Origin of the sequence: Streptomyces sp. Tue6028, from assembly GCF_002300165.1 — a bacterium.
GTDB lineage: Bacteria > Actinomycetota > Actinomycetes > Streptomycetales > Streptomycetaceae > Streptomyces > Streptomyces siamensis.
Genome location: NZ_MLCE01000005.1, coordinates 152,357 through 176,400 on the forward strand (window position 1 = coordinate 152,357; position 24,044 = coordinate 176,400).

Annotated in this window: 24 protein-coding genes and 1 pseudogene; 9 read left to right on the top strand and 16 right to left on the bottom strand. The window is 72.3% G+C overall.

The genetic code is table 11. The annotated features are described in order from the left end of the window. The first annotated feature begins 69 nt into the window (after window positions 1-69). On the top strand, window positions 70-1,665 hold the full coding sequence (gene lnt / locus BKI49_RS04500) for an apolipoprotein N-acyltransferase (RefSeq protein WP_095932878.1): 1,596 nt from the start codon (window positions 70-72) through the stop codon (window positions 1,663-1,665). Here the strand turns inward: lnt and BKI49_RS04505 are convergent. After that, window positions 1,583-2,494, bottom strand: a complete 912-nt coding sequence (locus tag BKI49_RS04505) for a Gfo/Idh/MocA family protein (RefSeq protein WP_095932879.1) — start codon at window positions 2,492-2,494, stop codon at window positions 1,583-1,585. The genes lnt and BKI49_RS04505 overlap by 83 nt on opposite strands. 16 nt (window positions 2,495-2,510) lie before the next feature. After that, on the bottom strand, window positions 2,511-3,857 hold the full coding sequence (locus tag BKI49_RS04510; RefSeq protein ID WP_095932880.1) for an FAD-dependent monooxygenase: 1,347 nt from the start codon (window positions 3,855-3,857) through the stop codon (window positions 2,511-2,513). Window positions 3,858-3,982: 125 nt separating this feature from the next. Here BKI49_RS04510 and BKI49_RS04515 point away from each other — a divergent pair, with 125 nt between their 5' ends. Together BKI49_RS04515 and BKI49_RS04520 are read left to right on the top strand one after the other, a co-directional pair. Continuing rightward, window positions 3,983-4,573, top strand: a complete 591-nt coding sequence (locus BKI49_RS04515) for a TetR/AcrR family transcriptional regulator (protein ID WP_095932881.1) — start codon at window positions 3,983-3,985, stop codon at window positions 4,571-4,573. 142 nt (window positions 4,574-4,715) lie between these two features. Next, complete coding sequence (locus BKI49_RS04520) at window positions 4,716-5,177, top strand: hypothetical protein (protein WP_095932882.1); 462 nt, start codon at window positions 4,716-4,718, stop codon at window positions 5,175-5,177. A gap of 126 nt (window positions 5,178-5,303) precedes the next feature. Here the strand turns inward: BKI49_RS04520 and BKI49_RS04525 are convergent, their stop codons facing one another. The 7 genes from BKI49_RS04525 to BKI49_RS04555 all read right to left on the bottom strand — a co-directional run bounded on the left by BKI49_RS04525 (window position 5,304) and on the right by BKI49_RS04555 (window position 11,848). Then, window positions 5,304-5,861 carry a hypothetical protein gene (locus BKI49_RS04525; RefSeq protein WP_095932883.1) on the bottom strand — a complete coding sequence of 186 codons (558 nt, stop codon included), beginning with the start codon at window positions 5,859-5,861 and terminating at the stop codon, window positions 5,304-5,306. 207 nt (window positions 5,862-6,068) lie between these two features. After that, window positions 6,069-6,752, bottom strand: coding sequence for a uracil-DNA glycosylase (locus BKI49_RS04530; RefSeq protein WP_095932884.1), 684 nt, complete (start codon window positions 6,750-6,752; stop codon window positions 6,069-6,071). Between the two features lie 243 nt (window positions 6,753-6,995). Then, complete coding sequence (locus BKI49_RS04535) at window positions 6,996-8,579, bottom strand: ABC transporter substrate-binding protein (RefSeq protein WP_095932885.1); 1,584 nt, start codon at window positions 8,577-8,579, stop codon at window positions 6,996-6,998. 362 nt (window positions 8,580-8,941) lie between these two features. Then, a complete protein-coding gene (locus BKI49_RS04540; RefSeq protein WP_095932886.1) occupies window positions 8,942-9,703 on the bottom strand; it encodes an SDR family oxidoreductase in 762 nt (253 codons plus the stop codon). 17 nt (window positions 9,704-9,720) lie between these two features. Further along, entirely contained in the window at window positions 9,721-10,482 is a 762-nt protein-coding gene (fabG, locus tag BKI49_RS04545; RefSeq protein WP_028800483.1) for a 3-oxoacyl-ACP reductase FabG, read from the bottom strand. 203 nt (window positions 10,483-10,685) lie between these two features. Further along, window positions 10,686-11,069: a DUF3037 domain-containing protein gene (locus BKI49_RS04550; RefSeq protein ID WP_095932887.1), complete on the bottom strand. Its 384-nt coding sequence runs from the start codon at window positions 11,067-11,069 to the stop codon at window positions 10,686-10,688. Further along, a complete protein-coding gene (locus BKI49_RS04555) occupies window positions 11,066-11,848 on the bottom strand; it encodes a HipA family kinase (protein ID WP_095932888.1) in 783 nt (260 codons plus the stop codon). Before BKI49_RS04555 ends, BKI49_RS04550 begins: the two co-directional genes overlap by 4 nt. Window positions 11,849-12,085: 237 nt before the next feature. Here BKI49_RS04555 and BKI49_RS04560 point away from each other — a divergent pair, with 237 nt between their 5' ends. Then, window positions 12,086-12,559, top strand: coding sequence for a Rieske (2Fe-2S) protein (locus BKI49_RS04560; protein WP_095932889.1), 474 nt, complete (start codon window positions 12,086-12,088; stop codon window positions 12,557-12,559). An 18-nt stretch (window positions 12,560-12,577) separates the two neighbouring features. Here the strand turns inward: BKI49_RS04560 and BKI49_RS04565 are convergent, their stop codons facing one another. Beyond that, entirely contained in the window at window positions 12,578-13,216 is a 639-nt protein-coding gene (locus BKI49_RS04565) for a cysteine hydrolase family protein (RefSeq protein WP_095932890.1), read from the bottom strand. Between the two features lie 144 nt (window positions 13,217-13,360). Here BKI49_RS04565 and BKI49_RS04570 point away from each other — a divergent pair, with 144 nt between their 5' ends. After that, a complete protein-coding gene (locus BKI49_RS04570; RefSeq protein WP_095932891.1) occupies window positions 13,361-13,828 on the top strand; it encodes a pyridoxamine 5'-phosphate oxidase family protein in 468 nt (155 codons plus the stop codon). 228 nt (window positions 13,829-14,056) lie between these two features. Here the strand turns inward: BKI49_RS04570 and BKI49_RS04575 are convergent, their stop codons facing one another. Continuing rightward, window positions 14,057-14,959 (bottom strand): LysR family transcriptional regulator, encoded by a 903-nt coding sequence (locus BKI49_RS04575; protein ID WP_095932892.1) that lies wholly within the window; start codon window positions 14,957-14,959, stop codon window positions 14,057-14,059. Between the two features lie 75 nt (window positions 14,960-15,034). Between BKI49_RS04575 and BKI49_RS04580 the strand changes: the two genes are divergently transcribed. Next, the gene (locus tag BKI49_RS04580; protein WP_179332332.1) at window positions 15,035-15,970 is read left to right on the top strand and encodes a DMT family transporter; all 936 of its coding nucleotides are present in this window, start codon (window positions 15,035-15,037) and stop codon (window positions 15,968-15,970) included. Between the two features lie 60 nt (window positions 15,971-16,030). Here BKI49_RS04580 and BKI49_RS04585 read toward each other — a convergent pair whose 3' ends face one another. Next, complete coding sequence (locus tag BKI49_RS04585) at window positions 16,031-17,362, bottom strand: aminotransferase class I/II-fold pyridoxal phosphate-dependent enzyme (protein WP_095932894.1); 1,332 nt, start codon at window positions 17,360-17,362, stop codon at window positions 16,031-16,033. Window positions 17,363-17,397: 35 nt separating this feature from the next. Between BKI49_RS04585 and BKI49_RS04590 the strand changes: the two genes are divergently transcribed. Next, window positions 17,398-18,087: a pyridoxamine 5'-phosphate oxidase family protein gene (locus tag BKI49_RS04590; protein WP_095932895.1), complete on the top strand. Its 690-nt coding sequence runs from the start codon at window positions 17,398-17,400 to the stop codon at window positions 18,085-18,087. A 354-nt stretch (window positions 18,088-18,441) separates the two neighbouring features. Here BKI49_RS04590 and BKI49_RS04595 read toward each other — a convergent pair. The 3 genes and pseudogenes from BKI49_RS04595 to BKI49_RS04605 all read right to left on the bottom strand — a co-directional run. After that, window positions 18,442-19,377: pseudogene (locus BKI49_RS04595) on the bottom strand (DMT family transporter); the annotation flags it as partial. 343 nt (window positions 19,378-19,720) lie between these two features. Next, window positions 19,721-20,731, bottom strand: coding sequence for an EamA family transporter (locus tag BKI49_RS04600; protein ID WP_095932896.1), 1,011 nt, complete (start codon window positions 20,729-20,731; stop codon window positions 19,721-19,723). 143 nt (window positions 20,732-20,874) lie between these two features. Beyond that, window positions 20,875-21,423: a Clp protease N-terminal domain-containing protein gene (locus BKI49_RS04605; protein ID WP_095932897.1), complete on the bottom strand. Its 549-nt coding sequence runs from the start codon at window positions 21,421-21,423 to the stop codon at window positions 20,875-20,877. A 377-nt stretch (window positions 21,424-21,800) separates the two neighbouring features. Between BKI49_RS04605 and BKI49_RS04610 the strand changes: the two genes are divergently transcribed. Then, window positions 21,801-22,229: a type II toxin-antitoxin system Rv0910 family toxin gene (locus tag BKI49_RS04610; protein WP_095932898.1), complete on the top strand. Its 429-nt coding sequence runs from the start codon at window positions 21,801-21,803 to the stop codon at window positions 22,227-22,229. Between the two features lie 184 nt (window positions 22,230-22,413). On the opposite strand, the gene BKI49_RS04615 is transcribed toward BKI49_RS04610, so the two are convergent. Continuing rightward, window positions 22,414-23,076, bottom strand: coding sequence for a PadR family transcriptional regulator (locus BKI49_RS04615; protein ID WP_095932926.1), 663 nt, complete (start codon window positions 23,074-23,076; stop codon window positions 22,414-22,416). A 138-nt stretch (window positions 23,077-23,214) separates the two neighbouring features. On the opposite strand from BKI49_RS04615, the gene BKI49_RS04625 reads away from it, so the two are divergent. After that, entirely contained in the window at window positions 23,215-24,024 is an 810-nt protein-coding gene (locus BKI49_RS04625; RefSeq protein WP_095932899.1) for a PhzF family phenazine biosynthesis protein, read from the top strand. Window positions 24,025-24,044 lie beyond the last annotated feature (20 nt).

A 24,044-nucleotide genomic window follows, 5' to 3' on the forward strand; every position in this document is an offset into this window, starting at 1 on the left:
CGAGGCCCTCTGTCGGAGATCGCCGAGGGCGCGCACACTGGAAGGACCACCTGGGGAGGGAGGCGCTGTATGCAGAGGCCGGACGGTCGGCCCGGTCGGCTCGGGCTGTGGCTCGGCTCTCCATGGCGGCGCGGGGTCCTCGCCGCACTGGCGGGCGCCCTGCCCGTGTTCGCCTTCCCCACACCGTCCTGGTGGTGGTTCGCATACGTCGCCCTGGTGCCCTGGATCCTGCTGGTCCGCTCGGCACCGACCGGAAAACGGGCCGCGTACGACGGCTGGCTCGGTGGGCTCGGCTTCATGCTGGCCGTGCATCACTGGTTGCTGCCCAGCCTGCACGTGTTCACGGTGCTGATAGCGGCGCTGCTCGGGCTCTTGTGGGCCCCCTGGGGCTGGCTCGTGCGGCGGTTCCTGGCGGGGGCACCCTCCGCGGGCCATGTCGCCGCCGCGCTGATCGTGCTGCCCTCGGGCTGGCTGATGGTCGAACTCGCCCGCTCCTGGCAGGGATTGGGCGGCCCATGGGGTCTGCTCGGGTCGAGCCAGTGGGAAGTGGCGCCCGCGCTGCGGCTCGCCTCGGTCGGCGGTGTGTGGCTGCTCAGCTTCCTGGTGGTGGCGGTCAACGTCGCCGTCGCCGTCCTGATCGCGGTGCGCCGGTCCCGTGTGCCCGCCGTGGCCGGGCTGGTGGCGACCGCGGCCGTGACGTCGGCGGCGTGGGTGTGGTCACCGCGCCCGGACGTCGACGGCCGGGTCAGGATCGCCGTCGTGCAGCCGGGCGTCGTGGACGGCATCGGGAGCGGAACCGCGCGGTTCGCGCGCGAGGAGGCCCTCACCCGCACGCTCGCCGGGAAGGACGTCGACCTCGTCGTATGGGGCGAGAGCAGCGTGGGCTTCGACCTGGCGGACCGTCCCGACCTCGCGGACCGGATCGCCGCGCTGTCCCGGCTGACGGGCGCCGACATCCTGGTCAACGTCGACGCCCGTCGTTCCGACCGTCCGGGCATCTACAAGAGCTCGGTCCTGGTGGGCCCGCAGGGTCCGACCGGTGACCGCTACGACAAGATGCGGCTCGTCCCCTTCGGCGAGTACGTGCCCGCGCGTTCCCTGCTCGGCTGGGCGACCTCGGTGGGCAAGGCGGCGGGCGAGGACCGCCGGCGCGGCAGCGAGCAGGTGGTGATGAACGTGGGGCACGGGCTGCGCGTCGGCCCGATGGTCTGCTTCGAGTCCGCGTTCCCCGACATGAGCCGGCACCTCGCCCAGGACGGCGCCGGGGTACTCCTCGCACAGTCGTCGACGTCGACCTTCCAGCACAGCTGGGCGCCCGAGCAGCATGCCTCGCTCGCCGCGCTGCGGGCCGCCGAGACGGGACGCCCGATGGTGCACGCGACCCTGACCGGCGTCTCAGCGGTCTACGGGCCGAGCGGCGAGCGCATCGGCTCCTGGCTCGGCACGGGTTCGCACGCGGCGACGGTGTACGAGGTCCCGCTGGCCCGCGGGGTCACGCCGTACGTCCGGTTCGGCGACTGGCCGGTGTACGCGGCCCTGCTGGTGCTGGCGGCGCTGTGCGCGACGGAGGGCGTCCGCGCGCTCAGGCTGCGGCGGTCCGTTCCTCGACCTCACGTACCACCCGCTCGCACAGTTCGTGGGTGGCCAGCGCGTCACGGGCGCTGAGCACCTTGCCCGCGCGTACGGCGTCGAGGAAGGCGAGGACCACCTGCTCGATGCCGCGCTGCCGGGCCACGGGGACCCAGTCCCCGCGCCGCCGCACGGTGGGCTGGCCCTTGTGGTCGACCACCTCGGCGAGGTTGACCACCTGACGCTTGGTGTCCTGGCCCGAGACCTCGAGGATCTCCTCGTTCGATCCGCTGAGGCGGTTCATCACGCCCAGGGCGGTGAATCCGTCGCCGGCGAGTTGCAGCACGACGTGGTGCAGCAGTCCGTCCGCGACCCGGGCCCGCACGGTGACGTCGTCGACCGGCCCCGGCGCCAGGAACCGCAGGGTGTCCACGACGTGGATGAAGTCGTCGAGGACCATCGTGCGCGGCTCCTCGGGCAGTCCTATGCGGTTCTTCTGCATCAGGATCAGCTCCCGCGGGTGGTCGGCGCACTGCGCGTACCCGGGTGCGTAGCGCCGGTTGAAGCCGACGGCGAGGCTGACGTTCCGCTCCTCCGCCAGCCGGACCAGCCGCTCCGAGTCGGCGAGCCGGTACGCGAGGGGCTTGTCGACGTACGTCGGTACGCCGGCCTCCAGGAGTCGCGTGACGATCTCCGGGTGCGCGACGGTGGCCGCGTGCACGAACGCCGCGTCGAGGCCCTGTGCCAGCAGGTCCGCCAGGTCGGTGTGGCGCTGCTTCTGCGGCAGGTGCAGGCCGTCGGCCACCCGGTGGAGCGTCTCGGGCGTGCGCGTGTGCAGGTGCAGTTCGATCCCCGGCTGCGCTCCGAGCACCGGCAGGTAGGCCTTCTGCGCGATGTCGCCGAGTCCGATGCAGCCGACCTTCACTGAGCTCTCCTCGCGTTCAGGTGCCGGCTCCGGTGACCGGCTCGGGCCCGGCCGGACGGATGGCCGGCGCGGCCTCGACGGAAGCATACGGCGGCTGCGGCGGTCGCCAGTCGGCGATGCCGTCGAAGCCCCGCAGCAGGAGCGCGGGCCCGGCCTTGGACAGCGCGGCGAGACCCGCGTTGCGTACGGCGATGCCGGCGCGGCTGGTCATCATGTCGATCCGTGCCACCTGGACGGCCTTGCGGGCGATGGCGGCGGTGCGCGGCGCCCGGACCGCGGAGTACGCGGCGAGGTCGACGGCGTCCGGGCGGGCGTGATGGGCGAGGACGATCGCGTCCTCGATGGCCTGGTTGCCGCCCTGCCCGAGGGTCGGCGGCATCGCGTGCGCGGCGTCGCCGAGGAGGACCGTCCGGCCGCGGTGGAAGGCCGGCAGCGGTTCGGCGATGTGGTGGACGTCGTGACGCAGCACGTGCGCGGGATCGGCGGCGGCGATCAGGGCGGGGATCGGGTGGTGCCAGTCGCCGAACCGGCGCAGGAGTTCCTGCCTCTCGTCGTCGGCGGCGCGCTGCCCGGCGGGGGCGAGAGCGGCGCCGTACGCGTAGATCCTGCCGTCCTTGAGCGGTTGGGTGCCCCAGATGCGGCCCCTCCCCCAGGTCTCGTGGGCGTCGAAGGCCTGGCGCGGTGCCGGGCTCACGATCCGCCAGGTGGTGAAGCCTGAGTAGACGGGACCGGGATGCGCGGGGAAGAGCACCTGCCGCACACCGGAGTGGATGCCGTCGGCGCCGACGACCAGTTCGGCCTCCAGGCCGCCGTCCGCGCCGGCGACCAGGGCGGGGCGTGCGGTGTCGCCCGGGTCGGCGAGCCTCGCCTCGGCAGCCGTCCGGACGGTGCCCTCGGGGAGCCGGGCGACGAGCCGTGCGACGAGTTCGGCGCGGTGCACGACCACGAGTGGGCCGCCGAAGCGCTCGGCGAGGGCGGAGGCGCTGGTGCGGGACACCCAGCGCCCTTGCGGGGTGCGCATTCCGCCGTCGCCCTGCCAGGCGGCGAGTCCCCTGATCTCGTCCCCCATGCCGATCACGTCGAGCGCGCGAAGCGCGTTGGGTGCCAGGGAGATGCCCGCGCCGACCGGCGTGAGCGAGCGGGAGCGCTCCAGGACGGTGACCTGCCAGCCGCGCAGGCGCAGGGCCACGGCCGCGGTGAGGCCGCCGATGCCGCCTCCGACGACGACGGCGCGGGGCAGGCCGAGCGGTTCCGCCGTGGCGGCCCTTGTGGCGGCCCGGGCGTCGGTGGACCGCGCCACGGTTCGTGCCGCTTCCGTTCCCGCCGACACCGGCCGAGCCGGAACCTCGGGCACCTCGGGCATGGCTCCTCCTGGCCCTCAGGGGTCACCACCCGACTGCGATGACCGCGTACACCAGGCCACTACACCTGTAGTTAGCCGACGTCTCGACCGTACTACAGATGTAGTGATCCCGATAGGTTGGTCCCATGCCCGTACGCAACACCGGCGCCGGTCGCGCCGAACTGATCGCCGACACCGCGCTGGGCCTGCTCGCCGAGCGCGGGATGCGCGGTCTGACCCACCGAGCGGTCGACGAGGCCGCCGGGCTCCCCCAGGGCTCGACCTCGAACCAGGCACGCACCCGGCTGGCCCTGCTGGAGGCCGCCGTACGGCGGCTCGCCGAGCGTGAGGCGCAGGTGCTCACGCCCGACGAGATGCCGGACCCGCGCGGCGGGCCCGATGCCCTGGCCGACGGACTCGCTCTGGCCCTGCACCGCTATCTGACCCGCCATCGTCACCTGCTCGTCGCCCGCTACGAGCTGGCGCTGGAGGCAACCCGGCGCCCCGAGCTGCGGGAGTTCTTCGACGCGGCGGGGCGGCGCTTCCGGGATCCGCTGACCGCGCTGGTCACGGCCGCCGGGTCGAGCGCCCCGGACCGGCATGTGCTGTCCCTGGTCGCCTGGTGCGACGGGATGATGTTCTCGTGCGTGGCCGGCTCGTTCCACGACGCGGTGCCGGGGATCGAGGAGCTGCGGGCGAGCTTCCGCGAGCTGTTGAGGGGAATGCTGGCACCCTGATCCCGGGCCGCCCGGCGAACCGTGCGCGGGCGGTCGGTTTTCCGGCGTCCGCGCCCATCGGAGGAACGGAAGGCTCACCCATGTGGGGCAACCTGCGCTTGTCCGCTCCCCAAATCCGCCGGGACACAGCAGAGTTGCGCGAGTGCATCGAACGACGACCACCGCAACGCTCCTGGTCGCCGCGGCTGTCACCGCCCTCTCGGGCTGTGTGACGGTCCAGCGGCCGCCCTCCCCAGGCCCGCCGCCCGCGCCGCCCCGGCCCGCCGCGCCGCGTCCGGACGGAAAGGGCGAACCGCAGATCGTGCAGGCACCCGCGAAGGAGGCGCTGGAGCTCATCGGGCCGTCCCGGAAGCCTTCGAAGCGTGCCCCGGCACCGCACCGGACCACTCCCCCGCCGGCCGCCACGACACCGGCGGCTCCGCCGCACCGCGACCGGCCGGCCCCGCGGCCCGCGCCGCACCGGTCCGACACGCACCCCGTCGAGCCGTCCGTCCCGACCGGCCTGCCACGAGGCTCGGACGTGTGCGCCCTGGGCAGGAAGTACGGCGGCTGGAAGGCGGACAGCCCGGAGGCGATCATCTGCAAGAAGGCGTACGGCCCCTGAGGGATTCCGGTCGGTGCCGTGCCCGTCCCGAGGCGGGCACGGCTTCATCGGTCCCCGTGGACAGGCCGGCCCGGTCGGAGGCCGTGCGCGTCCCCCGGACACACCCGGAGCGGGGTCGGTGCGTTACTAGGGGCATCTTCTCGGCGGTCCCAGCGTCTCGCCTCCCGGACCGCCGAGACGGTCGGGGAGGCTGTCCCCGTCCGGGATCCCGTCGTGGGCGAGTCTCGTCTCCAGGCGGGCGATCGCCGCGCGGATCCCGTCGCCGTAGCTGTCGTCGCCGAGGGCGCCGACCGCGCCGCGTGCTCTGCGCAGGTGGCTGCGCGCGACCTCGCCGTGACCGAGTTTCACATAGTCGGCGGCGAGGTTCAGGTGGAGGGACGGGTAGAAGGCGCGGACAGCGAGCGAGTGGTGATGCTCCGCGAGGCGCCCGTCGCTCAGTTCCTCGGCCGCCGACAACGCGCGCAGGTCCCAGGCGAGTTCGTCCGAGGGGTCGTCCTGGGTGTCGGCCATGTAGTGCGCCAGCGTGCAGCGGTGCAGCGGGTCGCCGTCCTCGCCGATCTCCGCCCACAGGTCCAGGAAGCGGCCCCGAGCCTCCTCGCGGTCCCCGCCGTGGTGCAGCATGACGACCTGTCCGATCCGGGTCATCATGGCGTCCGGCGCCGCCTGCTCCTGTTGCTCCGCCACCGCGTCCTCCAGGCTCGTCGCTGTCCCTACGACGCTAGCCGGAGCCACTGTCGATCGGGCTCAGGCGCCCCCGTACGCCGCTGGGCCAGGCCGGTGACGGGCTGGGATGCGGACCCCCGGACGAGGCCGTCGGAGGACGGCGACGACCGACCCCGGTCACGGCGACGGCCGACCCCGGTCCGGAGGGGGCCGGCCGCAGGTCCCCCGTCAGCCCAGGTCGGGAATCCGCCAGTCGATCGGCTCGTGCCCCTGACGGGCCACCGCCTCGTTGATCTGCGTGAACGGGCGCGAGCCGAAGAACTTCTTCGCGGACAGCGGCGAGGGGTGCGCCCCCTTCACCACCACGTGCCGCTCCTCGTCGATCAGCGGGAGCTTCTTCTGCGCGTAGTTGCCCCACAGCACGAAGACGGCCGGGTCGGGCCGGTCGGCCACGGCGCGGATCACCGCGTCGGTGAACTTCTCCCAGCCCTTGCCCTTGTGCGAGTTGGCCTCGCCGGAGCGCACGGTCAGCACCGCGTTCAGCAGCAGCACTCCCTGCTGGGCCCACGGCATCAGATAGCCGTTGTCGGGGATCGGGGCGCCCAGTTCCTCCTTCATCTCCTTGTAGATGTTCCGGAGGGAGGGCGGGGTCTTCACACCCGGGCGGACCGAGAAGCACAGGCCGTGCCCCTGGCCCTCGCCGTGGTAAGGGTCCTGGCCGAGCACGAGGACCTTCACCCGCTCGTACGGTGTCGCGTCCAGCGCCGCGAAGACCTCCTCACGCGGAGGGTAGACAGGACCCTTGGCGCGCTCCTCCTCGACGAACTCCGTGAGTTCCTTGAAGTAGGGCTGCTGCAGCTCCTCGCCCAGGACGCCGCGCCAGGACTCGGGCAGCATGGCGATATCGGTCACGTCAACTTCCTCCGATGTGCGGTCACTTCCAGACCACAGAACCTACCGTCGCCCACTGACAATCGGCTCCGGGCCCCGCTCCCCCGCCGGGCGGACGGGACCGACGGGACGGGTGGCGTGACCGGCCCACGGGAATCGGCCTCCCGCCCGCGGCCTCCCGCTCACGGGCTCTCCCACCGTGAGCCCCGCCCCGCGAGCTCTCGCACCGCGGGCCCTCGCACCGCGAACGGAGACCGGCTCTCCCTACCAGCTCGTCTTGCGGTGCAGTTCCCACATCGTCATGATCGTCGACGGGTCCAGGGCACGCTCACCGCCCGAGATGTCCTCGCTCGCGGCCACGTACTGCTTGCCCTGCCACAGCGGCAGCAGCCGGGCGTCGTCGACGAGGATCTGCTGCGCCTCCTCGAACTCCTTCACCACGGCGGCGCGGTCGCTCTGCCGACGGGAATCGGGCAGCAGCTGGTTGGTGATCCGCGGCGACGGATAGGGCGTACCGAGCGCGTTCTGCGTGCCGACGAAGGGCGCGATGAAGTTCTCGGCGTCCGGGAAGTCGGGGAACCAGCCGCGCCCGAAGACCGGGTACTCGCCCTTGCGGTAGCCCGCCTCGTACGTCTTCCAGGGGCGGCTCTTGAGGGTGATGCTGAACAGCCCGGAGCCGTCGAGCTGGGCCTTCAGCTCCCGGAACTCCGGTGCGGTCTCGGAGCCGTAGCGGTCGGTCGTGTACCAGAGGGTCAGCGGCACCCGCTGGGTGATGCCCGCGTCCTTGAGGATCTTCTGCGCCTTGGTCCTGCTGGGGTTCCCGTAGCTGTCGAAGAAGCCCGTGGAGTGCCCGATCAGGCCGGCCGGGACCATGGAGTACAGGGGGTCGACGGTGTCCTTGTAGACCTTGTGCGCGATGGCGGGCCGGTCGACGACCTGGGCGACGGCCTTGCGGACGGCGAGCTTCTTCGCCCACGGGTCCTTCGGGTTGAAGACCAGGTAGCTGATCTCGGTGCCCGCGCCCTCGATGAGCTGGATGCCGTGCTGGGAGTCGCGGCTCTGGAGCTGGACGATGTCCGAGGAGGCGAGTCCTCGGTAGGTCACGTCGATCTTCTTGTCCCGCAGGGCCTCGACCATCTGGGACGAGTCCTGGAAGTAGCGGATGGTGACCGAGTCGTTCTTGCGGTCGGCGAAGCCGTCGTAGTGGTCGTTCCTGACGAGTTCGGCCTTCTTGCCCTCTTCGTAGGACTGGAGGGTGTACGGCCCGGACCCGAAGACCTTGCCGTCCTTGCGCAGGGCGTCGGCGGGGTAGTCGTCGGGGTCGACGATCGACATGGCGGGCGTGGCCAGCACGAACGGGAAGGTGGCGTCGGACTTCTTGAGGTGGAAGACGACCTCGCGGTCGCTCAGGGCCTGGACCCGGCCCAGGTTCCCGAGCAGGCCCGCCGGACCGCCGGGGACGTCGATGGTCCTGATCCGTTCGATGGAGTGCTTGACGGCGTGCGCGTCGAGCGGGTCACCGTCCGAGAACTTCATGTTCGGACGGAGCTCGCAGCGGTACGTCCGCTTGGAGGCGTCCGTGAATCCGCAGCTCTTCGCCGCGTCGGGCTGGGGCGTCACCGCGCCGTTCGGGTAACTGAGCAGCGTCTGGTAGATGTTGCGGAACAGCTCCCAGGAGCCGTCCCAGGAGGCGGCCGGGTCCAGTGTGCTCGGAGCGCTGGTGGTGCCCACCACGATCGGACCTTTGTCGTCGGACGATCCCGAGGAGAGAACGCCACACCCGGCCACCAGGGTTATGGACGTGATCGCCGCCAGCTGCCGCCGCAGACGTAGGTTCCGGTTGAACACGCGCACACTCCTCGATCTGCCGTACCAAGGGTCGGCAGACCATACCGCAGCGCCCCGCCCGTGGAACATGTTCACGGCAGGGCACTTGATCAGCATGAATGTGACTACGTTGTCAGGATTCTGTGATGCCGCGGGCGGTCCGGATATCGAACGCGGCACCTCTCGACAACGTCGGTGTTTTTGTCAACTCCCCACAAGATGCGGAGCGCTGCGGTCCGGCACGGAGCTCACGCTCCGGGTCCACCGGCGGGCCCGGAACGTGCCTCTCGCTGGAGCGATGCGGCGCTCCGCGGAACCGACGTCGGGTTCCGCGGAGCGGGGTGTCCGCTGCGCCGGGCGTCACTCGACCCCGGCGCCCGTCGTCACTCGACGCCGGCGTTGAGGAAGATGCCGCCGTCGACGACCAGCGTCTGCCCGGTGACCCAGTCCGACTGCTGCGAGGTGAGGAACGCGGCGGCGCCCCCGATGTCGGAGGGCACCCCGAGCCGGCCGAGCGGGTAGGCCGCGGCGGCCTCGGCCTCACGGCCCTCGTACAGGGCGGCGGCGAACTTGGTCTTGACCACGGCGGGCGCGATGGCGTTGACCCGCACCTTGGGCGCGAACTCGTGCGCGAGCTGCACCGTCAGGTTGATCATGGCGGCCTTGCTGACGCCGTAGGCGCCGATGAACGGGGAGGGGGCGAGGCCGGCGACCGAGGCGATGTTCACGATCGCCCCGCCGTTCTCGCTCTGCCAGGCCTTCCAGGTCTGCTGCGCGAAGCCCAGCGCCGAGATCACGTTGGTCTCGAAGACCTTGCGCGCCACATTGAGGTCGAGCTCGGCCATCGGCCCGAAGACCGGGTTCGTACCGGCGTTGTTGACCAGGTAGTCCACGCGGCCGAAGGCCTCCATCGTGCGCTCGACGGCGAGGGCCTGGTGCGCCTCGTCGTGGGCCTTTCCGGCGACGCCGATGACGCGGTCGGAGCCGAGTGCCTCGACGGCCTCCTTCAGGGCCTCCTCGTTGCGGCCGGTGATGCAGACCCGGTCACCGCGGGCGACCAGGGCCTCCGCGACGCCGTAGCCGATGCCGCGGCTCGCGCCCGTGATCAGCGCGACCTTGCCCGAGAGTTCGGGAAGAGTAGTCATGTCCTTTTCCCCCGGCCTCAGTTGAGCGGTCCGCCGGCCACGTACAGCACCTGGCCGGAGACGAATCCGGCGGCCTCGCCGGTGAAGAAGGCGATGGCGTTGGCGATGTCGTCGGGGTTGCCGACGCGCTGCACGGGGATCTGGGTGGCGGCGGCGGCCTGGAAGTCCTCGAAGCCCATGCCGACACGGGCGGCGGTGGCGGCGGTCATGTCGGTGACGATGAAGCCGGGCGCGACGGCGTTCGCGGTGACGCCGAACTTGCCGAGCTCGATGGCGAGGGTCTTGGTGAAGCCCTGGAGACCGGCCTTGGCGGCGGAGTAGTTGACCTGGCCGCGGTTGCCCAGGGCCGAGGACGAGGAGAGGTTCACGATCCGGCCGAACTTCGCGTCGACCATGTGCTTCTGGCAGGCCTTGGCCATCAGGAAGGCGCCGCGCAGGTGCACGTTCATGACCGTGTCCCAGTCGGTGGCGCTCATCTTGAACAGCAGGTTGTCGCGGAGCACGCCCGCGTTGTTGACGAGGATGGTCGGCGCGCCGAGCTCCTCGGCGATGCGCGCGACGGCGGCCTCGACCTGAGCCTCGTCGGAGACGTCGCAGCCCACCGCGATGGCCTTGCCACCGGCGGCGGTGATCTTCTCCACGGTGTCCTTGCACGCGGCCTCGTCGAGGTCGATCACCGCGACGGCACGGCCCTCGGCGGCCAGTCGTACGGCGGTGGCGGCACCGATGCCGCGCGCGGCACCGGTGACTACGGCGACCCGCTGCTCAGTGGTGGACATTGCTGGTTCTCCTCGCCCTTGGAAAGCCTGTCGGAAAGCCCGTCCCGGCAACCTTGGCATCTTCTCGGCGCCTCGGCGGTGCGGAATGGGCCTGCGGCTCACGGTACGCCCCTCGGGTGAGCGACCGCTTAGTACCTTCAGCAGACGTGACGCTAGAAGCCCTGGCACTCGGTGTCAACGGCACACCGCGCGCATGTGATCCATTACCTGACCAGCAGCTGGAGCAACCGCTCCGTCTCGGCCTCCGGATCGGTGGTCAGGCCGGTGTGCACGGGGCCCGGCTGCACGACTGTCGAGCGCGGCGCGATGAGCCACCGAAAGCGCCGCCCGGCATCGTCCCGTGCCGCCTGACCTGCCGCTTTCCCTCCCGCACAGACACCCTCGACGGCCCGCAGAGCAGCGCGCACGCCCGCCACGTCCGCCTCCGGGTCGAGCGCCCGCAGCTTGGACTCGTCCAGATGCGTCCGAACGGCGACGAAGGACTTGGCACGGCAGTACACCAGTACCCCCGCGTTGAAGCACTCGCCGCGTTCGACCCGCGGCACCACGCGCAGCAGCGCGTACTCGAAGACGTCCCGCTCGCTCACGCGTCCCCCTTGCCGGCGCCGATGGCCTCGATGCCCTTGATCCGCTCGTGGATGACCGCGGCCCGTGCCAGAAGCGGCTGCGCGTAGGCGTGCCGCAGCGCGTCGGCCGAGTCGAAGCCCGGCTCGTCGGCCAGCCACGCGTCCGGGATCTCGGCGGTCACCTCGGCGAGCAGCTCCTGCGTGACCAGCGGTGCCAGTTCCGCCGCGGCCGAGGCGAGGTCCGGCCCGAAGGGCGCGAGCGCGTGCTCGGAGACGTCGTACGGCTTGGCCGCGGACGTCTGGGCGCCGGGCCAGTGGTGGTGCCAGATCATGGTCGCGCCGTGGTCGATGAGCCACAGGTCTCCGCGCCACATCAGCATGTTGGGGTTGCGCCACGAGCGGTCGACGTTGTTGACCAGCGCGTCGAACCAGACGATCCGCCCGGCCTCCTCGGCGCTCACGTCGAAGGCGAGCGAGTCGAAGCCGATCGCGCCGGAGAGGAAGTCCATCCCGAGGTTCAGCCCGCCGCTGGACTTCAGCAGCCCCTGGACCTCCTGGTCCGGTTCGCCGAGTCCCATGACCGGGTCGAGGCCGATCGTCACCAGGCCCGGCACCCTGAATCCGAGCCGGCGGGCGAGTTCACCGCAGACGACCTCGGCGACGAGCGTCTTGCGTCCCTGCCCGGCACCGGTGAACTTCATGACGTACGTCCCCAGGTCGTCGGCCTCGACGAGCCCCGGCAACGAGCCGCCCTCACGCAAGGGCGTGATGTAGCGGGTCGCGATGACTTCCTTGAGCATCGCCCCAGGTTACTGGGGTGGACGGAGGGCGAGGACGCGACCCGTGGGTGTCCGCCGCGCCCGGCGGCCGAGGGTCCGGCGGTCCGCGCCGGCCGGGCCGCCGTCTGTCGGCCCGCTGTCGATCCTGTCGGCGCGCTGTCGATCCGGTCAAGAAGTCGCCAACCCCCTGAACAGGGCACACGCCCGAACCGTACTTGTCTACGGATCACCATCACGTCCGTTGAAGGGAAAGTCGGCATGACCAGCGAATCGCTTCACCCCGTCCCGGCACCGGCCCGGCGCACCGTCGTGGCGGCGGTCGGCGCGGCGGGGCTCGCCGTCGCGCTGACCGCGTGCGGGGACGACAAGAAGTCGTCCGGTTCCAGCGAGGTGAACGGAGGCGGCTCGGGCGGCGGCGACAACGCGGCGGCCGGAAACGCCGGTGGCACGGTGCTCGCCAAGACCAGCGACATCCCGGAGGGCGGCGGCAAGGTCTTCGCGGACCAGGGCGTCGTCGTGACCCAGCCGACGGCGGGCACGTTCAAGGCGTTCTCGTCCAAGTGCACGCACCAGGGCTGTGCCGTGAAGGGCATAGCGAACGGCGTCATCAACTGCCCCTGCCACGGCAGCCAGTTCTCCGCCGCCGACGGCAGCGTGAAGAAGGGGCCCGCGACGACCGCCCTGGCCGCCGCGACGATCACCGTCGAGGGCGACTCCATCAAGCTCGCCTGAGCCCCCTGGGCCGCGGCCTCAACGGCGCGGACGCTTGAAGCAGGCCAGCACGTCGTCGGTCGTCGCGATGGTGGCGACGAGGGCGAGCGTGTTGCGGATCATCGCGGGGGTGTAGTCGGAGGGCACCCCCGCGATGGCGTCCGCCGGCACGACGGCGGTGTAGCCGAGGTTCACGGCGTCGAACACGGCGTTCGGGATGGCCACATTGGCCGAGACGCCGGTCACCACGAGGGTGCGGCAGCCCAGGTTGCGCAGCAGCGGGTCCACGTCGGTGCCCGCGAGGGGGGACAGTCCGTGCAGGCGGCGTACGACGAGGTCCTCCTCGGCGACCACGATCGGCGACGCGATGCGGACGGCCGTCGTGCCGGTGAGCTGCTGGACGGGCAGCCGGGCAGCGGCGCGGAAGAGACGGGCATTGTGGTTGGCGCCCCGGCCGTCCGGGCGCCGTTCGGCCACGGCGTGGACGACCTGCATTCCGCTCTCGTGGGCCGCGGCCACCAGCCGGGCCACGTTGACGAGCGCCCCCGACGACCGTGCCTCCTTGGCGAGTTCGGGCAGTGCGCTGTCCTGGCCCACGACACCCTGCTGGCACTCGACGGTGAGCAGCACCGTGGTGGCGGGGTCGAGGAGTTCACTGAGCTGTTCGTGCGACGGCATGGCTCCCCCTGGTCGTCGAGGTCGGGGCGGGCGAGCGTAACGACCATTGCGTGGGGACGGAAGACGGCCCATGCTTTTCTGACGTGATGTCAGAGGATCTCTGTCGGCAGCGAAGCGGGCCGACGCGGAAGAAGAGGAGACCGCATGGCCGTCACTCAGCGCAGGGGCCGGAAGATCATGATGACCCCCGGCGAACTGGACGAGTTCCTCACCACCGAACGGACCTGCCGGGTCGCGACCGTGTCGAAGGACGGCGCGCCGCATGTCAGCGCCCTCTGGTTCGCCTGGGACGGCACATCCCTGTGGCTGTACTCGGTGGTGCGCAGCAAGCGGTGGGCGGAGCTGCGCCGCGACCCCCGGGTGGCCGTGGTGATCGACTCCGGTGAGCAGTACGGGGAGCTGCGCGGGGTCGAGTTGTCCGGCACGGTGGAGTTCGTGGGCGAGATACCCCGCGTCGGGGACCTGTGCGCCGAACTCGACGTCCCGGAGACGCTGTTCGCCCGCAAGAACTTCGGCCTGGAGGAGATGCCGCACGACGGCAGGCACGCGTGGATGCGGCTGACTCCGGAGGCCATCGCCTCATGGGACTTCCGCAAACTCCCCCTGCTCTAGACGGTGTCCGCCGGCCGGCCCTCCCGACGGCGCCGAACGGGCCGTCCGCCCCAGGGTTCTTGGGGCGCCCACCAGGGAGCGGCGACCGGTCTCAGGGTCCCGGGTCGCCCTCTCGCGCGGGGCGCCCCGGCCCGTCGCCCCAGGGTCCTCGCCCCGTCGCTCAGAGGTGATGCCGCGGCGCGGCGGGCGGACCGCTGCGCCGACCGGCCACGGCCCCGCCCGCGGGGCTCACTTGACGGCCTCCCCCGCTCCGCGCAGCGCTCGGACCGCCGCCCTGATCGACGGCCGGCGGTCGGCGTCGGCCCGCCACACGACGTACACGTGCCGGCGTACGCGCCGCCGCACGGGCACCGTGACCACGCCCTCGGGCATCGGGTGCCGCCCGAGCAGCGGCGCCACACAGACGCCGAGCCCCGCGGCGACCATGGCCAGTTGCGTGTGCGTCTCGGCCGCACGATGGCCGATGTGCGGCTCGACGCCCTTGGAGCGGAGCGTGAACATCAGCCACTCGTGGCAGAACTCGCCTTCGTTCCACGTGATCCACTCGTCCTCGGCGAAGTCGGCGAGGTCCACCTCCGCGCGGTCCGCGAGCCGGTGCCCGAGCGGCATCGCCACGTCGGCGGGGTCGTCCAGGATCGACGCCTTGACGAGGCCGTCCGGCAGCGGCATCGGCTTGTTGTACCAGTCGAGCACGACGGCCAGATCGAGGTCGCCGCGGATCACTCCGGCCACCCCGGCCTCCGGCTCCAGCTCGCAGGAGCGCACCCGGAGCCCCGGGTGGTCCGCGCGGAGCGTGGCGAGCGCGGCGGGGAACAGCCCGCGTGCGGCGGTGGGGAACGCCGAGAGCCGCAGCTCGCCCACGACCTGACCGCGCTGCGCCTCCAGGTCCGACTGCGCCAGCTCCACCTGGGACAGGATGCGGGCGGCGTGGTCGGCGAGCAGCCGGCCGGCGTCGGTGAGGCGGATTCCGCGGCCGTTCTTCGCGAGCAGTTGCTGCCCCACCTCGCGCTCCAGCTTCGACATCTGCTGGGAGACGGCCGACGTCGTGACGTGCAGCCCCTCGGCCGCTCCGCTCACCGAGCCGTGCCGGGCGAGGGCGTCGAGGGTGCGAAGGCGCTCCAGGTTCAACATGTAAGCAATACTACGAGATACCGCTCCGAAAATCTCGCTTGTGCTAAGAGATCGTCATACCCCATGGTGGTGTGCATGAGCACCGTCACCAGCGCCCGCGCCCTCTCCCCCGCCGCGGCCGGGCCCCGTCGCCGCGCCGCCCTCGACTGGCGGGTGCGCTTCGGCGTTCTCGCCCTGATCTGGGGCTTCAGCTTCCTGTTGATCAAAGTGGGCACGGAGGCGTACGCGCCGTTCCAGGTCACCTTCGGGCGGCTGCTGTTCGGCACGGCGGTGCTCGCCGCGGCGATGGCGGTGAAGCGTGAGCGGCTGCCGCGCGGGGTGCGGACCTGGGGGCACCTGGCGGTCGCGGCCCTCCTGCTGAACGCGCTGCCGTTCTCGCTCTTCGCCTATGCGGAACTGACCGTCCCGTCCACGCTCGCGGGCATCTGCAACGCGACCTCGCCGCTGTGGGGCATGGCCCTGTCGCTGGTCGCCCTCTCGGAGGACCGGCCGACGCGGAGCAGGGTGGCCGGGCTCGGCATCGGCTTCATCGGCGTCCTGACGGTCCTCGGCGTCTGGCAGGGCTTCCACGGCCTGGACGCCACGGGCACGGCGATGGCCCTGCTGGCCTCCCTGAGCTATCCGGTCGGCTGGATCTACGTCCGCCGCACGCTGGCCGGCACCGGCCACTCCCACCTGTCGATGACAGGCGCCCAGCTCCTCCTGGCCACCGCCCAACTGGCCGTCGTGACGCCGCTGTTCACCACCCTCCCGAGCCACTTCCCGGTCGTCCCGCTGCTCGCCGTCGTCGCCCTGGGAGCCCTCGGCACGGGCCTGGCCATGCTCGTCCAGTACGGCATCGTCGCCGAGGTCGGCCCGACGACCGCGCAGATGGTCACCTACTTCATCCCGGTGATAGCCACCGCGGCGGGCGTCGCGATCCTCGGCGAATCGCTGTCCTGGTCGACTCCGGTCGGCGCCGTGGTCGTCCTCGCGGGCGCGGCGCTCACCCAGGCCAAGCCGCGCCCCTGATCGGCCGGCGGGGCCGGCGGCACCGGCCGGGGCGGCGTCGGCGGCCCGGCCGACATCGCGTCACACGTAGCGGCGGGCCGGTGCGGGGCCGACCGCGGACGCGACCGCATCGGCAAGCGGCTCCATGTCGTCCGGAGTCAGCGTCGACACGGTGATCCGGATGCCGGGCGGCGCGCCCATCCGGAAGCGGGCGCCGGGTGCGACCGCCCAGCCGGCGTGCAGCAGCCGCGCGACCGCCCCGGTCTCGTCCGGCACGGGGATCCACACGTTCATCCCGCTGCGCCCGTACGCCTCCACGCCGCGTTCCCCGAGGGCGTCGATCAGCGCGTCCCGCCGCCGCCCGTACTCCGCCGCCACGCCCGCCGCGTCCACGGCGCCGGAGGTCCACAGATGGACGACGGCCTTCTGGAGCAGACGGCTCACCCAGCCCGGCCCGAGCCGCTGGCGCCCGTGCACCCGGTCGACGGTGACGGGGTCGCCCGTGAGGACCGCGAGGCGCAGGTCCGGGCCGTACGCCTTGGCGACGGAACGGACGAAGGCCCAGCTGTGCGTCACGCCCGCGAGGGGACGAAGCGGCTGGTCCACGATGCGGTGCCCGTGGTCGTCCTCGATGAGCAGGATCTGCGGATGCTCCTCCAGAACGGCGCGCAAGGCGCGCGCCCGCGCGGCACTCACCGCGGCTCCGGTCGGGTTCTGCGCCCGGTCCGTGACGATCAGGGCGCGCGCTCCGGCCTCCAGAGCGCGGCGCACGTCGTCGGGGAGCGGCCCCTCGTCGTCGACGCCGACGCCGACCGTGCGCAGTCCGAGCGCCGGTGCGAGGTCGAGCAGGCTGCCCCAGCCCGGGTCCTCGACGGCCACGGTGTCCCCGGGCTTGAGATGGGCCGTCAGCACACGCTCGATGGCGTCGAGCGATCCGGAGGTGACGACGACGGGTCCGCCGGGGACGCCGTCCTCGTCCAGGTCGGCGCGGGCGATCCGCTCCAGCTCCGGTTCGACGGCGTCCTCCCCGTACCTCACGGGCTCACGGTCCGTCCGCCCGGCCGCCACGGCGAACGCCTCGGCGAGACCGGGCAGCAGTGCGGGGTCGGGGTTGCCGTCCGCCACGTCCCGTACGCCGTCCGGCACCTCGACCCGGATGTGCTCACGGCCCGTGGTGGCCGGCTTGGGCCGGACCCTGCTGCCGCGGCGGCCCGCGGTCTCGATGACCCCGCGTTCGCGCAGCGTCCGATAGGCGGCCGCGACGGTGTTCGGGTTCACTCCGAGCTGTTCCGCCAACTCCCGCATCGGCGGCAGCAGTTGACCGGGTTCGAGGTCTCCGGAGCCGACCGCGCTCTCGACGCCGGCGGCAATCTCGGCTGCACGGCGCCCTGTGATCCGATACTCTCCTAGCACAAAGCAAATTATGCACTAGTGCAATGGAGTACGCAATGTCGGAGACGAGCACCCAGCCAGGGACGCCGCGGGCCACCTCCTACACCCCGACCGAACGCACCGTCCCCACCCGCTCCAAGGAACGCGCGGCGTACGACCGCGAGCTCGTGCACGCGATACTCGACGAGGGGTACGTCTGCCATCTCGGCTTCGTGCGCGACGGCGCCCCCGTCGTCCTGCCCACGCTCTACGGCCGTGTCGGCGACCGCCTCTATGTGCACGGCTCGACGGGATCGCGCCCGCTGCGCATGACGGGCCAGGCCGACCCGGGCCTTCCGGTCTGTCTGACGGTCACCCATGTCGACGGGCTGGTCCTGGCCCGCTCGGCCTTCCACCACTCGATCAACTACCGCTCGGTGGTGGTGCACGGCATCGCCCACCAGGTGACCGACCCGGACGAGAAGCGTGCGGCTCTGGACGCCCTGGTGGACCACGTCGTCCCCGGTCGCTCGCTCGACTCGCGCCCCGCCAACGGCAAGGAACTCGCGGCCACCGCGGTGATCCGGCTGGACCTCGACGAGGTGTCCGCGAAGCTGCGCACCGGCGGCCCGAACGACGAGCCCGAGGACCTCTCGCTCCCCCACTGGACCGGAGTGCTCCCGCTGGCCAAGGGGTTCGACGCCCCGGTACCGGCCGACGACCTGGCCCCCGGCATCGGCCTTCCGGACTACCTCGCCGCCTTGTGAGACCGCCGGGGCTCACCACCGCCCAGGGGGTGGGGTGACGGGTGACAGCCCGGCGGGCACGCACCCGTCACCGCGCAGGAGCGCCGGCCCTCGACCGGACGAGGTCCGACGAGCGCCGAACCCTCCTCGGGCGCCCGGCGCCGGGCGCCGTCAGGCCGTCGGCCCACCGTCGACGGCACCGGTGCCGGACGCGGCCGGGGTGGCGTCGGCGGCGGACCCGGCCGTGACCGCCCCGTCGCCGGACCCGGCCGTGACGGAGTCCGGGCACGCCACGGCATCGGCCGTGGCCTCGTCGGATCCGGCGGCGACCGATCGGTCGTCGGACCGGGCGGCGGCAGGCCCGTCGTCGGGCCTGCGCCGGCCGGTCGCCGCGGCGCGCGTCTCCGCGACCGCGAGACCGGTGACCGACCCCAGCATCAGCAAGGTGCCCACCAGCGTCGCCGTCGTGAGCCGCTCGCCGAGCAGTCCGACCGCGAGCACCGCCGCGCTCACCGGCTCCAGCAGCATGATCACGGACACGGTCGCCGAACGGACCACGGCCGCGCCCGCGAAGAACAGGGCGTAGGCCAGCGCCGTGGGGATGGCCGCGATGTACCCCAGCAGCGCCAGTACGTGCAGCGGCTGGGCGGCGTGCGGGACCAGTCCCTCGGCCAGTCCGAGCGGCAGCAGGCAGGCCGCGGTGACGGCGAACGTCCACACCGTGGTACCGGCTCCGTCGGCGCGGCCGTCGCGCCCCCACCACCGGGTGAGCAGCGTCATCACGGAGTACCCGGCCGCGGACAGCACCGCCAGCGCGACACCCCAGGGGCGCACCGTCGCGCCCCCGCCGCCCAGCACCAGCACCCCGAGCCCGGTGAGCGCCCCGACGACGGCGGCGATCCCGCCGCGTCCGAGCCGCTCCCCCATGGTCAGGCGCGCGCCGAGCGCGATGAGCACCGGACCGGCCCCCAGGGTGACGACGGTCGCCACGGCGAGGCCGGTCGCCTCGACCGCGGCGAAGTAGGCGGTCTGGAAGACGGCGAGCCCCAGGCCGGTGGTCCCGATGCGCAGGGCCTTGCTGCGCAGCGGCTCCCGCACGGCGGGCCGGACCCGCCGACGCGACCGCACGCGCGCGGCGAGCAGCAGTACGAGCCCGCCCGCGCAGCGCCAGAAGGAGAGGGCGATCGGCCCCATGTCACTGGCCCGGTAGACCAGTGACGCGGCCGCGCCCGCGGTGCCCCAGGCGGCACCGGCGACGATCAGATAGAGGAGGCCTCGCCCGATGGGCAGGCCGGAAGCAGTGTGCGACACGTGTTCTCTCCGCAGATTCACAGAAGTTCGGGAAGGGACCACGTCGCAGCCGGCGCACGGGACACCGGGCACGGGCGCGCGTCACGGAGCACAGGGCTCGAGGACGCGCGACACGGCGCACGGGACACGGGGCACGGGGCACAGGGCTCATCACGAAACTCGGGACACGAGACTCAGTGGAGGGCTCGGGACGCGAGGCTCGGAGCACCGGCTACGAAAGGTCCTCGGACTTCTTCCGCGGGCAGCACCGTCCCGCCCAGCACGTGGCCGGGCGTGGATCCGGAAGGGCCCGCCTCAGGCGGCCGGGGGCGGGAGAACGAGCGTCAAAGGCATGACCTGCACTTTAGGCGACCATTCCCGGAGTGGACAACTCCCTCTCGGCGTCGCTCCCGCCACTGGCGACCGGCCCGTCCGAGGGCTTCGCGGGCGCCGACGACTGCGCGATGAACGCACCCAGCAGCACCACCGCACCGCCGACGATCTGCGGCGCCGAGAGGTGCTCCCCCAGCAGGACCCAGGCCAGGACGGTCGCGATCACCGCTTCGAGGCAGGCGACGACGCCCGCGACCTGCGGGGAGAGCCTGCGCACGGAGAGCACTCCGGTGACGTACGCGACGACGGTCGCGATCAGCACGATCCAGCCGAGGAGCAGCGCGGCGAGCACGGAGGTCCCGTTCATGTCGGCGCTGCCGCCGAGCACGGACCAGTCCATGGTCCACGGACGCGCGACGGCGGTCAGTACGAGGGTGCCGACGAGGAGCCCGTAGGCGATCACGCCGAGCGGGTCCGGTGCCTCGTCCCCGGCGTCGCTGCCCTGGTCGGACAGGACGAAGTAGCCGACCTGGCAGCAGGCTGCCCCCAGTGCGAGCAGCAGCCCGAAGGCGTCGAAGCTCAGCCCCGACCAGACCTCGACCACGCAGGCGAGTCCGCCGACGGCGAGCACCACTCCGAGGGCCGCGGCCCGTGTCACGGGGCGACGCTGCACGAAGCGGACCCAGCCGAGCACGAGCGCGGGCGCCAGGTACTCGACGAGCAGTGCGACGCCGACCGGGATGCGGGAGATCGCCGCGAAGTAGCAGGCCTGCACACCGGCCACGCCGAGCAGCCCGAAGCCGGCGAGCAGCGCCGGGCGGCTCCGCAGGAGCGACCGGTGGCGCACCGCCACCGGCAGCATCACCAGTGCGGCGCCCGCGACCCGCAGCCACACCACATGGAGCGGGTCGAGACCCGCTTCGATCAGCGGCTTGGCCGCGACACCCGATCCGCCGAAGGCGACCGCCGACACGAGCGCGAGGCCGAGGCCGACGCTCTTCACACGGTTGCCCTGACTGCCCTGAGACGTATGCACCGCCACATGATGACAGGCGATGACATGAGCGTCACCCCCGTTGACACCTGTCTCAACGGCTGGACTCCGGCCTGGTCCGCGGGAGGCCACGGGCACCAGCCCGACGGCTGCCGCGGACGCGAGGTCGACCCACAGCCGACCGCTCCGGTTCAGCGCCCGCCGTCGACCCGGCCCACCTGTCCCCTGCAGCCGGCCTCGACGCGCTCCAGCAGTGCGGGGGTGTCGACGCCCGCGCGTCCGAGGACCTCGACGGCCCGCGACTGAGGGTCGGCGACGAGCGTCGCGAGCAGGTCGAGACCGCGGGCCTGTTCGTCGCCGCGCAGCACGGCACGCTCGTATGCCAGTTCCATGGCCCCGGCCGCCACCGGGGACCAGCCCGCCTCGGTGACGACCGGTACGGCGCCGGAGTCCTCGACGGAACTCTGCCAGCGCAGCCCGTAGCCGATGCTGCGCTGCACCAGGTAGCCGAGGAGCCGGGCGACCTGACCGGCGCCGTCGAAGGCGGCGCGCACCTCGGGATCGGACTCCAGCAGCGAGTGCAGCAGATGCGCGGTGTCGATCTGCCGGTCCCCGTCCCGCAGCGCCCGCCTGCGCGCACCCGAGACCACCGAGGCCAGCTCGGCACTGAGCCCGGCATCGAGTTCTGTTCGGTTCGCGCCGCTCTCGGCGGCGGACTGCTGGGGAATTCGGGATGGCACAACCCCTACCCCATCAGCCTCCCGAGGCCGGGACATCCTCGGCGGGCAGCATCTTCGCGTCCGACACAGGTTGGGCATCCATGGGGATGTTCTCCTCCTTGCGGATGACTTCGGGCCGATTTCCCCCTGGGGCGCGCGCCGCCTTGCGCTGCACCCCACCCGCGGCCGCGCCGCCTTGCGTTGCACCCCACCCGCGGCCGCGCCGCCTCGGCGCTCGCCCGAAGCACGGCGAGCGAGGCCGGCCCTGCCCGAGGGGGGCGGACCACCCTCCACAATTTCTGACAGTTCATCAGTATTGAATGTTCCGGGGCCTGCGGCTACGTTCCGCGACACCGTAGCTGCGCCGGGCGCAGCGCCCGACACGAAGGGGTGGTCGCATGGCCGAAGTCAGCGCGGAAGCACGCATCGAGGCGCCCGCCGAGAAGATCTGGGCCCAGCTCACGGACTGGCCCGCGTACGGCGAGTGGAACGCGACCCACACGAGCTTCCCCAAGGGCGGACCCGAGACCCTCGAAGTGGGCGGCACCTTCGAGGAGAACATGAAACTCATGGGCTTCCCCGCCGAGGTCACCTGGACCATCGACGCACTGGAGCCGGGGCACCTCCTGGCGATCCGCGGCAAGGGCCCGATGGCCGTGAACGTCGCGACGCGCTACACGCTCACCCCCGACGGCGGGGCGACGACGGTACGGATCGACGGGGAGTTCACCGGCGCCGCGGTCTCGCTCATGGCGGGCAAGCTCAAGGACTCGGCGACGGCCGCGCTGAACGAGTCGCTGCGCAAGCTCGGCGGCCTGGTCGCCTGAGCCCCCGGGCGGCCCGGCTCGCTCGGACACGGCACACGACGACAGGCCCCCGCGAATTCGCGCCCCAGGCGCGGGCAGACGCGGACGGCGCCCCGCGGAATTCGCGCCCCCGGGCCCGGGCAGACACGGACGGCGCCCCGCGGAATCGCTTCCGCGGGGCGCCGTCCGTCGTCACAGCGTGCCGTCAGTCCTCGTCGGCGAGGATCAGGTACAGCTTCTTGCGGGCTTCGTTGATGACCACCAGCGCCTTGTCGCGCTGGTCCTTGCTGCCGGTCTTCCAGACCTGGCCGAAGGCCTCCATGAGACCGAAGCCGGCCTGCCGGATCTCGTGCAGCGTCTCCCAGTCGACCCCGCGACCGGCCTCTTCCCACGGCGCGTCGGGTCCCTCGTCCGCCGCGGCGCGGCCGGACTCGGTGAGCGAGAACAGCTTCTTGCCGCCCTCGGCCGCACTGATGATCAGCCCCTCGTCCTCCAGCAGCTGGAGGGTCGGGTAGACCGAACCGGGGCTGGGCTTCCACGCCCCACCGCTGCGCTCGGCGATCTCCTGGATCATCTCGTAACCATGCATGGGCCGGTCCTTGAGCAGGGCCAGGATCGACGCGCGTACGTCGCCGCGCCGCGCCCTGCCGCGCGGTCCGCCCCGACCGCCGCGCCCGCCCCAGGGGCCCGGGCCGAAGCCCGGTCCGCCGAAGCCGAAGCCGGGGCCACCAGGACCGCCGGGACCACCCGGCCCGAAAGGCCCGAAGGCCCTGCGCCGCCCCTCGAAGCCGCCCCGACCCCGATGGCCGGGGCCGCCGTGGTGTCCATGTCCGTGTTCGTATCCGAAGTCTTCTCCACGGGAACGCATCGTCATCACTCCATTCCATCGTTGATCGATCGCGATACCTCAACGATATATCGGAATAGTTCGGCTGACAATCCTCCGGGTCCAGATCCTCGTGATTGGCCTTGTTCCGCCGCTCCGACCTGCGGCTAGCGTCGGGCCATGCGGATTCGAATCGTCGACGCCTTCACCGACCGCCCCTTCGCCGGCAACCCGGCCGGGGTCGTCCTCCTCGACTCCTTCCCCGACGACACCTGGCTCCAGAACGTCGCTCTCGAGGTCAACCACGCCGAGACGGCGTTCGCCCACCGCCTGCCCGAGGGCGGCGAGGCCGACTGGGCGCTGCGCTGGTTCACGCCCGCCACCGAGGTCGCCATGTGCGGGCACGCGACGCTGGCGACCGCGCACGTCCTGCACAGCACGGGCACGCACCGGGGCCCGGTGCGGTTCGCGACGCTCAGTGGCGTCCTCGTCGCGACACCGCAGGAGGACGGTTCGATCACCTTGGACTTCCCGACCGCGCCGCTCACTCCGGTCGACGTCCCCGACGGCGTCGCCGAGGCACTGGGCGCCGAACCGCTCGCGGCCTGCGACACCGGTCCGCAGGTCGGCGACCTGGTGGTCGAACTCGCCGACGAGAAGACGGTCCTGGGTCTCGCCCCCGACCACAAGGGCCTCTCCCGCCACTCCCGGCGCGGCATCATCGCGACCGCCCGCGCCGAGGACGCCTCCCGCGGCTACGACTTCGTCTCGCGCTGCTTCTTCCCGAACGTCGGCATCGACGAGGACCCGGTCACCGGCAGCGCCCACACGGCCCTCGCCCCGTACTGGTCCGAGCGCCTGGGCCGGCCCGACCTCACCGGACTCCAGGCCTCCCGCCGCTCCGGCCTCGTCCGCACCGGGCTGCGCGGCGACCGCACACTCCTGACCGGCCGCGCGGTCACGGTCATCGAGGGCCAGCTGCTGGCCTGACGGCGCGGCTCACGGCACAG

What these genes read in the sequence shown, in the direction of transcription:
- BKI49_RS04555 (WP_095932888.1), bottom strand. Translation starts at nt 11,848, where the DNA reads ATGCTCAAGGAAGTCATCGCGACCCGCTACATCACGCCCTTGCGTGAG.
- BKI49_RS04540 (WP_095932886.1), bottom strand. Translation starts at nt 9,703, where the DNA reads ATGACTACTCTTCCCGAACTCTCGGGCAAGGTCGCGCTGATCACGGGC.
- BKI49_RS04610 (WP_095932898.1), top strand. Translation starts at nt 21,801, where the DNA reads ATGGCCGAAGTCAGCGCGGAAGCACGCATCGAGGCGCCCGCCGAGAAG.
- BKI49_RS04590 (WP_095932895.1), top strand. Translation starts at nt 17,398, where the DNA reads ATGTCGGAGACGAGCACCCAGCCAGGGACGCCGCGGGCCACCTCCTAC.
- BKI49_RS04565 (WP_095932890.1), bottom strand. Translation starts at nt 13,216, where the DNA reads ATGCCGTCGCACGAACAGCTCAGTGAACTCCTCGACCCCGCCACCACG.
- BKI49_RS04515 (WP_095932881.1), top strand. Translation starts at nt 3,983, where the DNA reads ATGCCCGTACGCAACACCGGCGCCGGTCGCGCCGAACTGATCGCCGAC.
- BKI49_RS04615 (WP_095932926.1), bottom strand. Translation starts at nt 23,076, where the DNA reads ATGCGTTCCCGTGGAGAAGACTTCGGATACGAACACGGACATGGACAC.
- BKI49_RS04570 (WP_095932891.1), top strand. Translation starts at nt 13,361, where the DNA reads ATGGCCGTCACTCAGCGCAGGGGCCGGAAGATCATGATGACCCCCGGC.
- fabG (WP_028800483.1), bottom strand. Translation starts at nt 10,482, where the DNA reads ATGTCCACCACTGAGCAGCGGGTCGCCGTAGTCACCGGTGCCGCGCGC.
- BKI49_RS04625 (WP_095932899.1), top strand. Translation starts at nt 23,215, where the DNA reads ATGCGGATTCGAATCGTCGACGCCTTCACCGACCGCCCCTTCGCCGGC.
- BKI49_RS04510 (WP_095932880.1), bottom strand. Translation starts at nt 3,857, where the DNA reads ATGCCCGAGGTGCCCGAGGTTCCGGCTCGGCCGGTGTCGGCGGGAACG.
- BKI49_RS04580 (WP_179332332.1), top strand. Translation starts at nt 15,035, where the DNA reads ATGAGCACCGTCACCAGCGCCCGCGCCCTCTCCCCCGCCGCGGCCGGG.
- BKI49_RS04560 (WP_095932889.1), top strand. Translation starts at nt 12,086, where the DNA reads ATGACCAGCGAATCGCTTCACCCCGTCCCGGCACCGGCCCGGCGCACC.
- BKI49_RS04575 (WP_095932892.1), bottom strand. Translation starts at nt 14,959, where the DNA reads ATGTTGAACCTGGAGCGCCTTCGCACCCTCGACGCCCTCGCCCGGCAC.
- lnt (WP_095932878.1), top strand. Translation starts at nt 70, where the DNA reads ATGCAGAGGCCGGACGGTCGGCCCGGTCGGCTCGGGCTGTGGCTCGGC.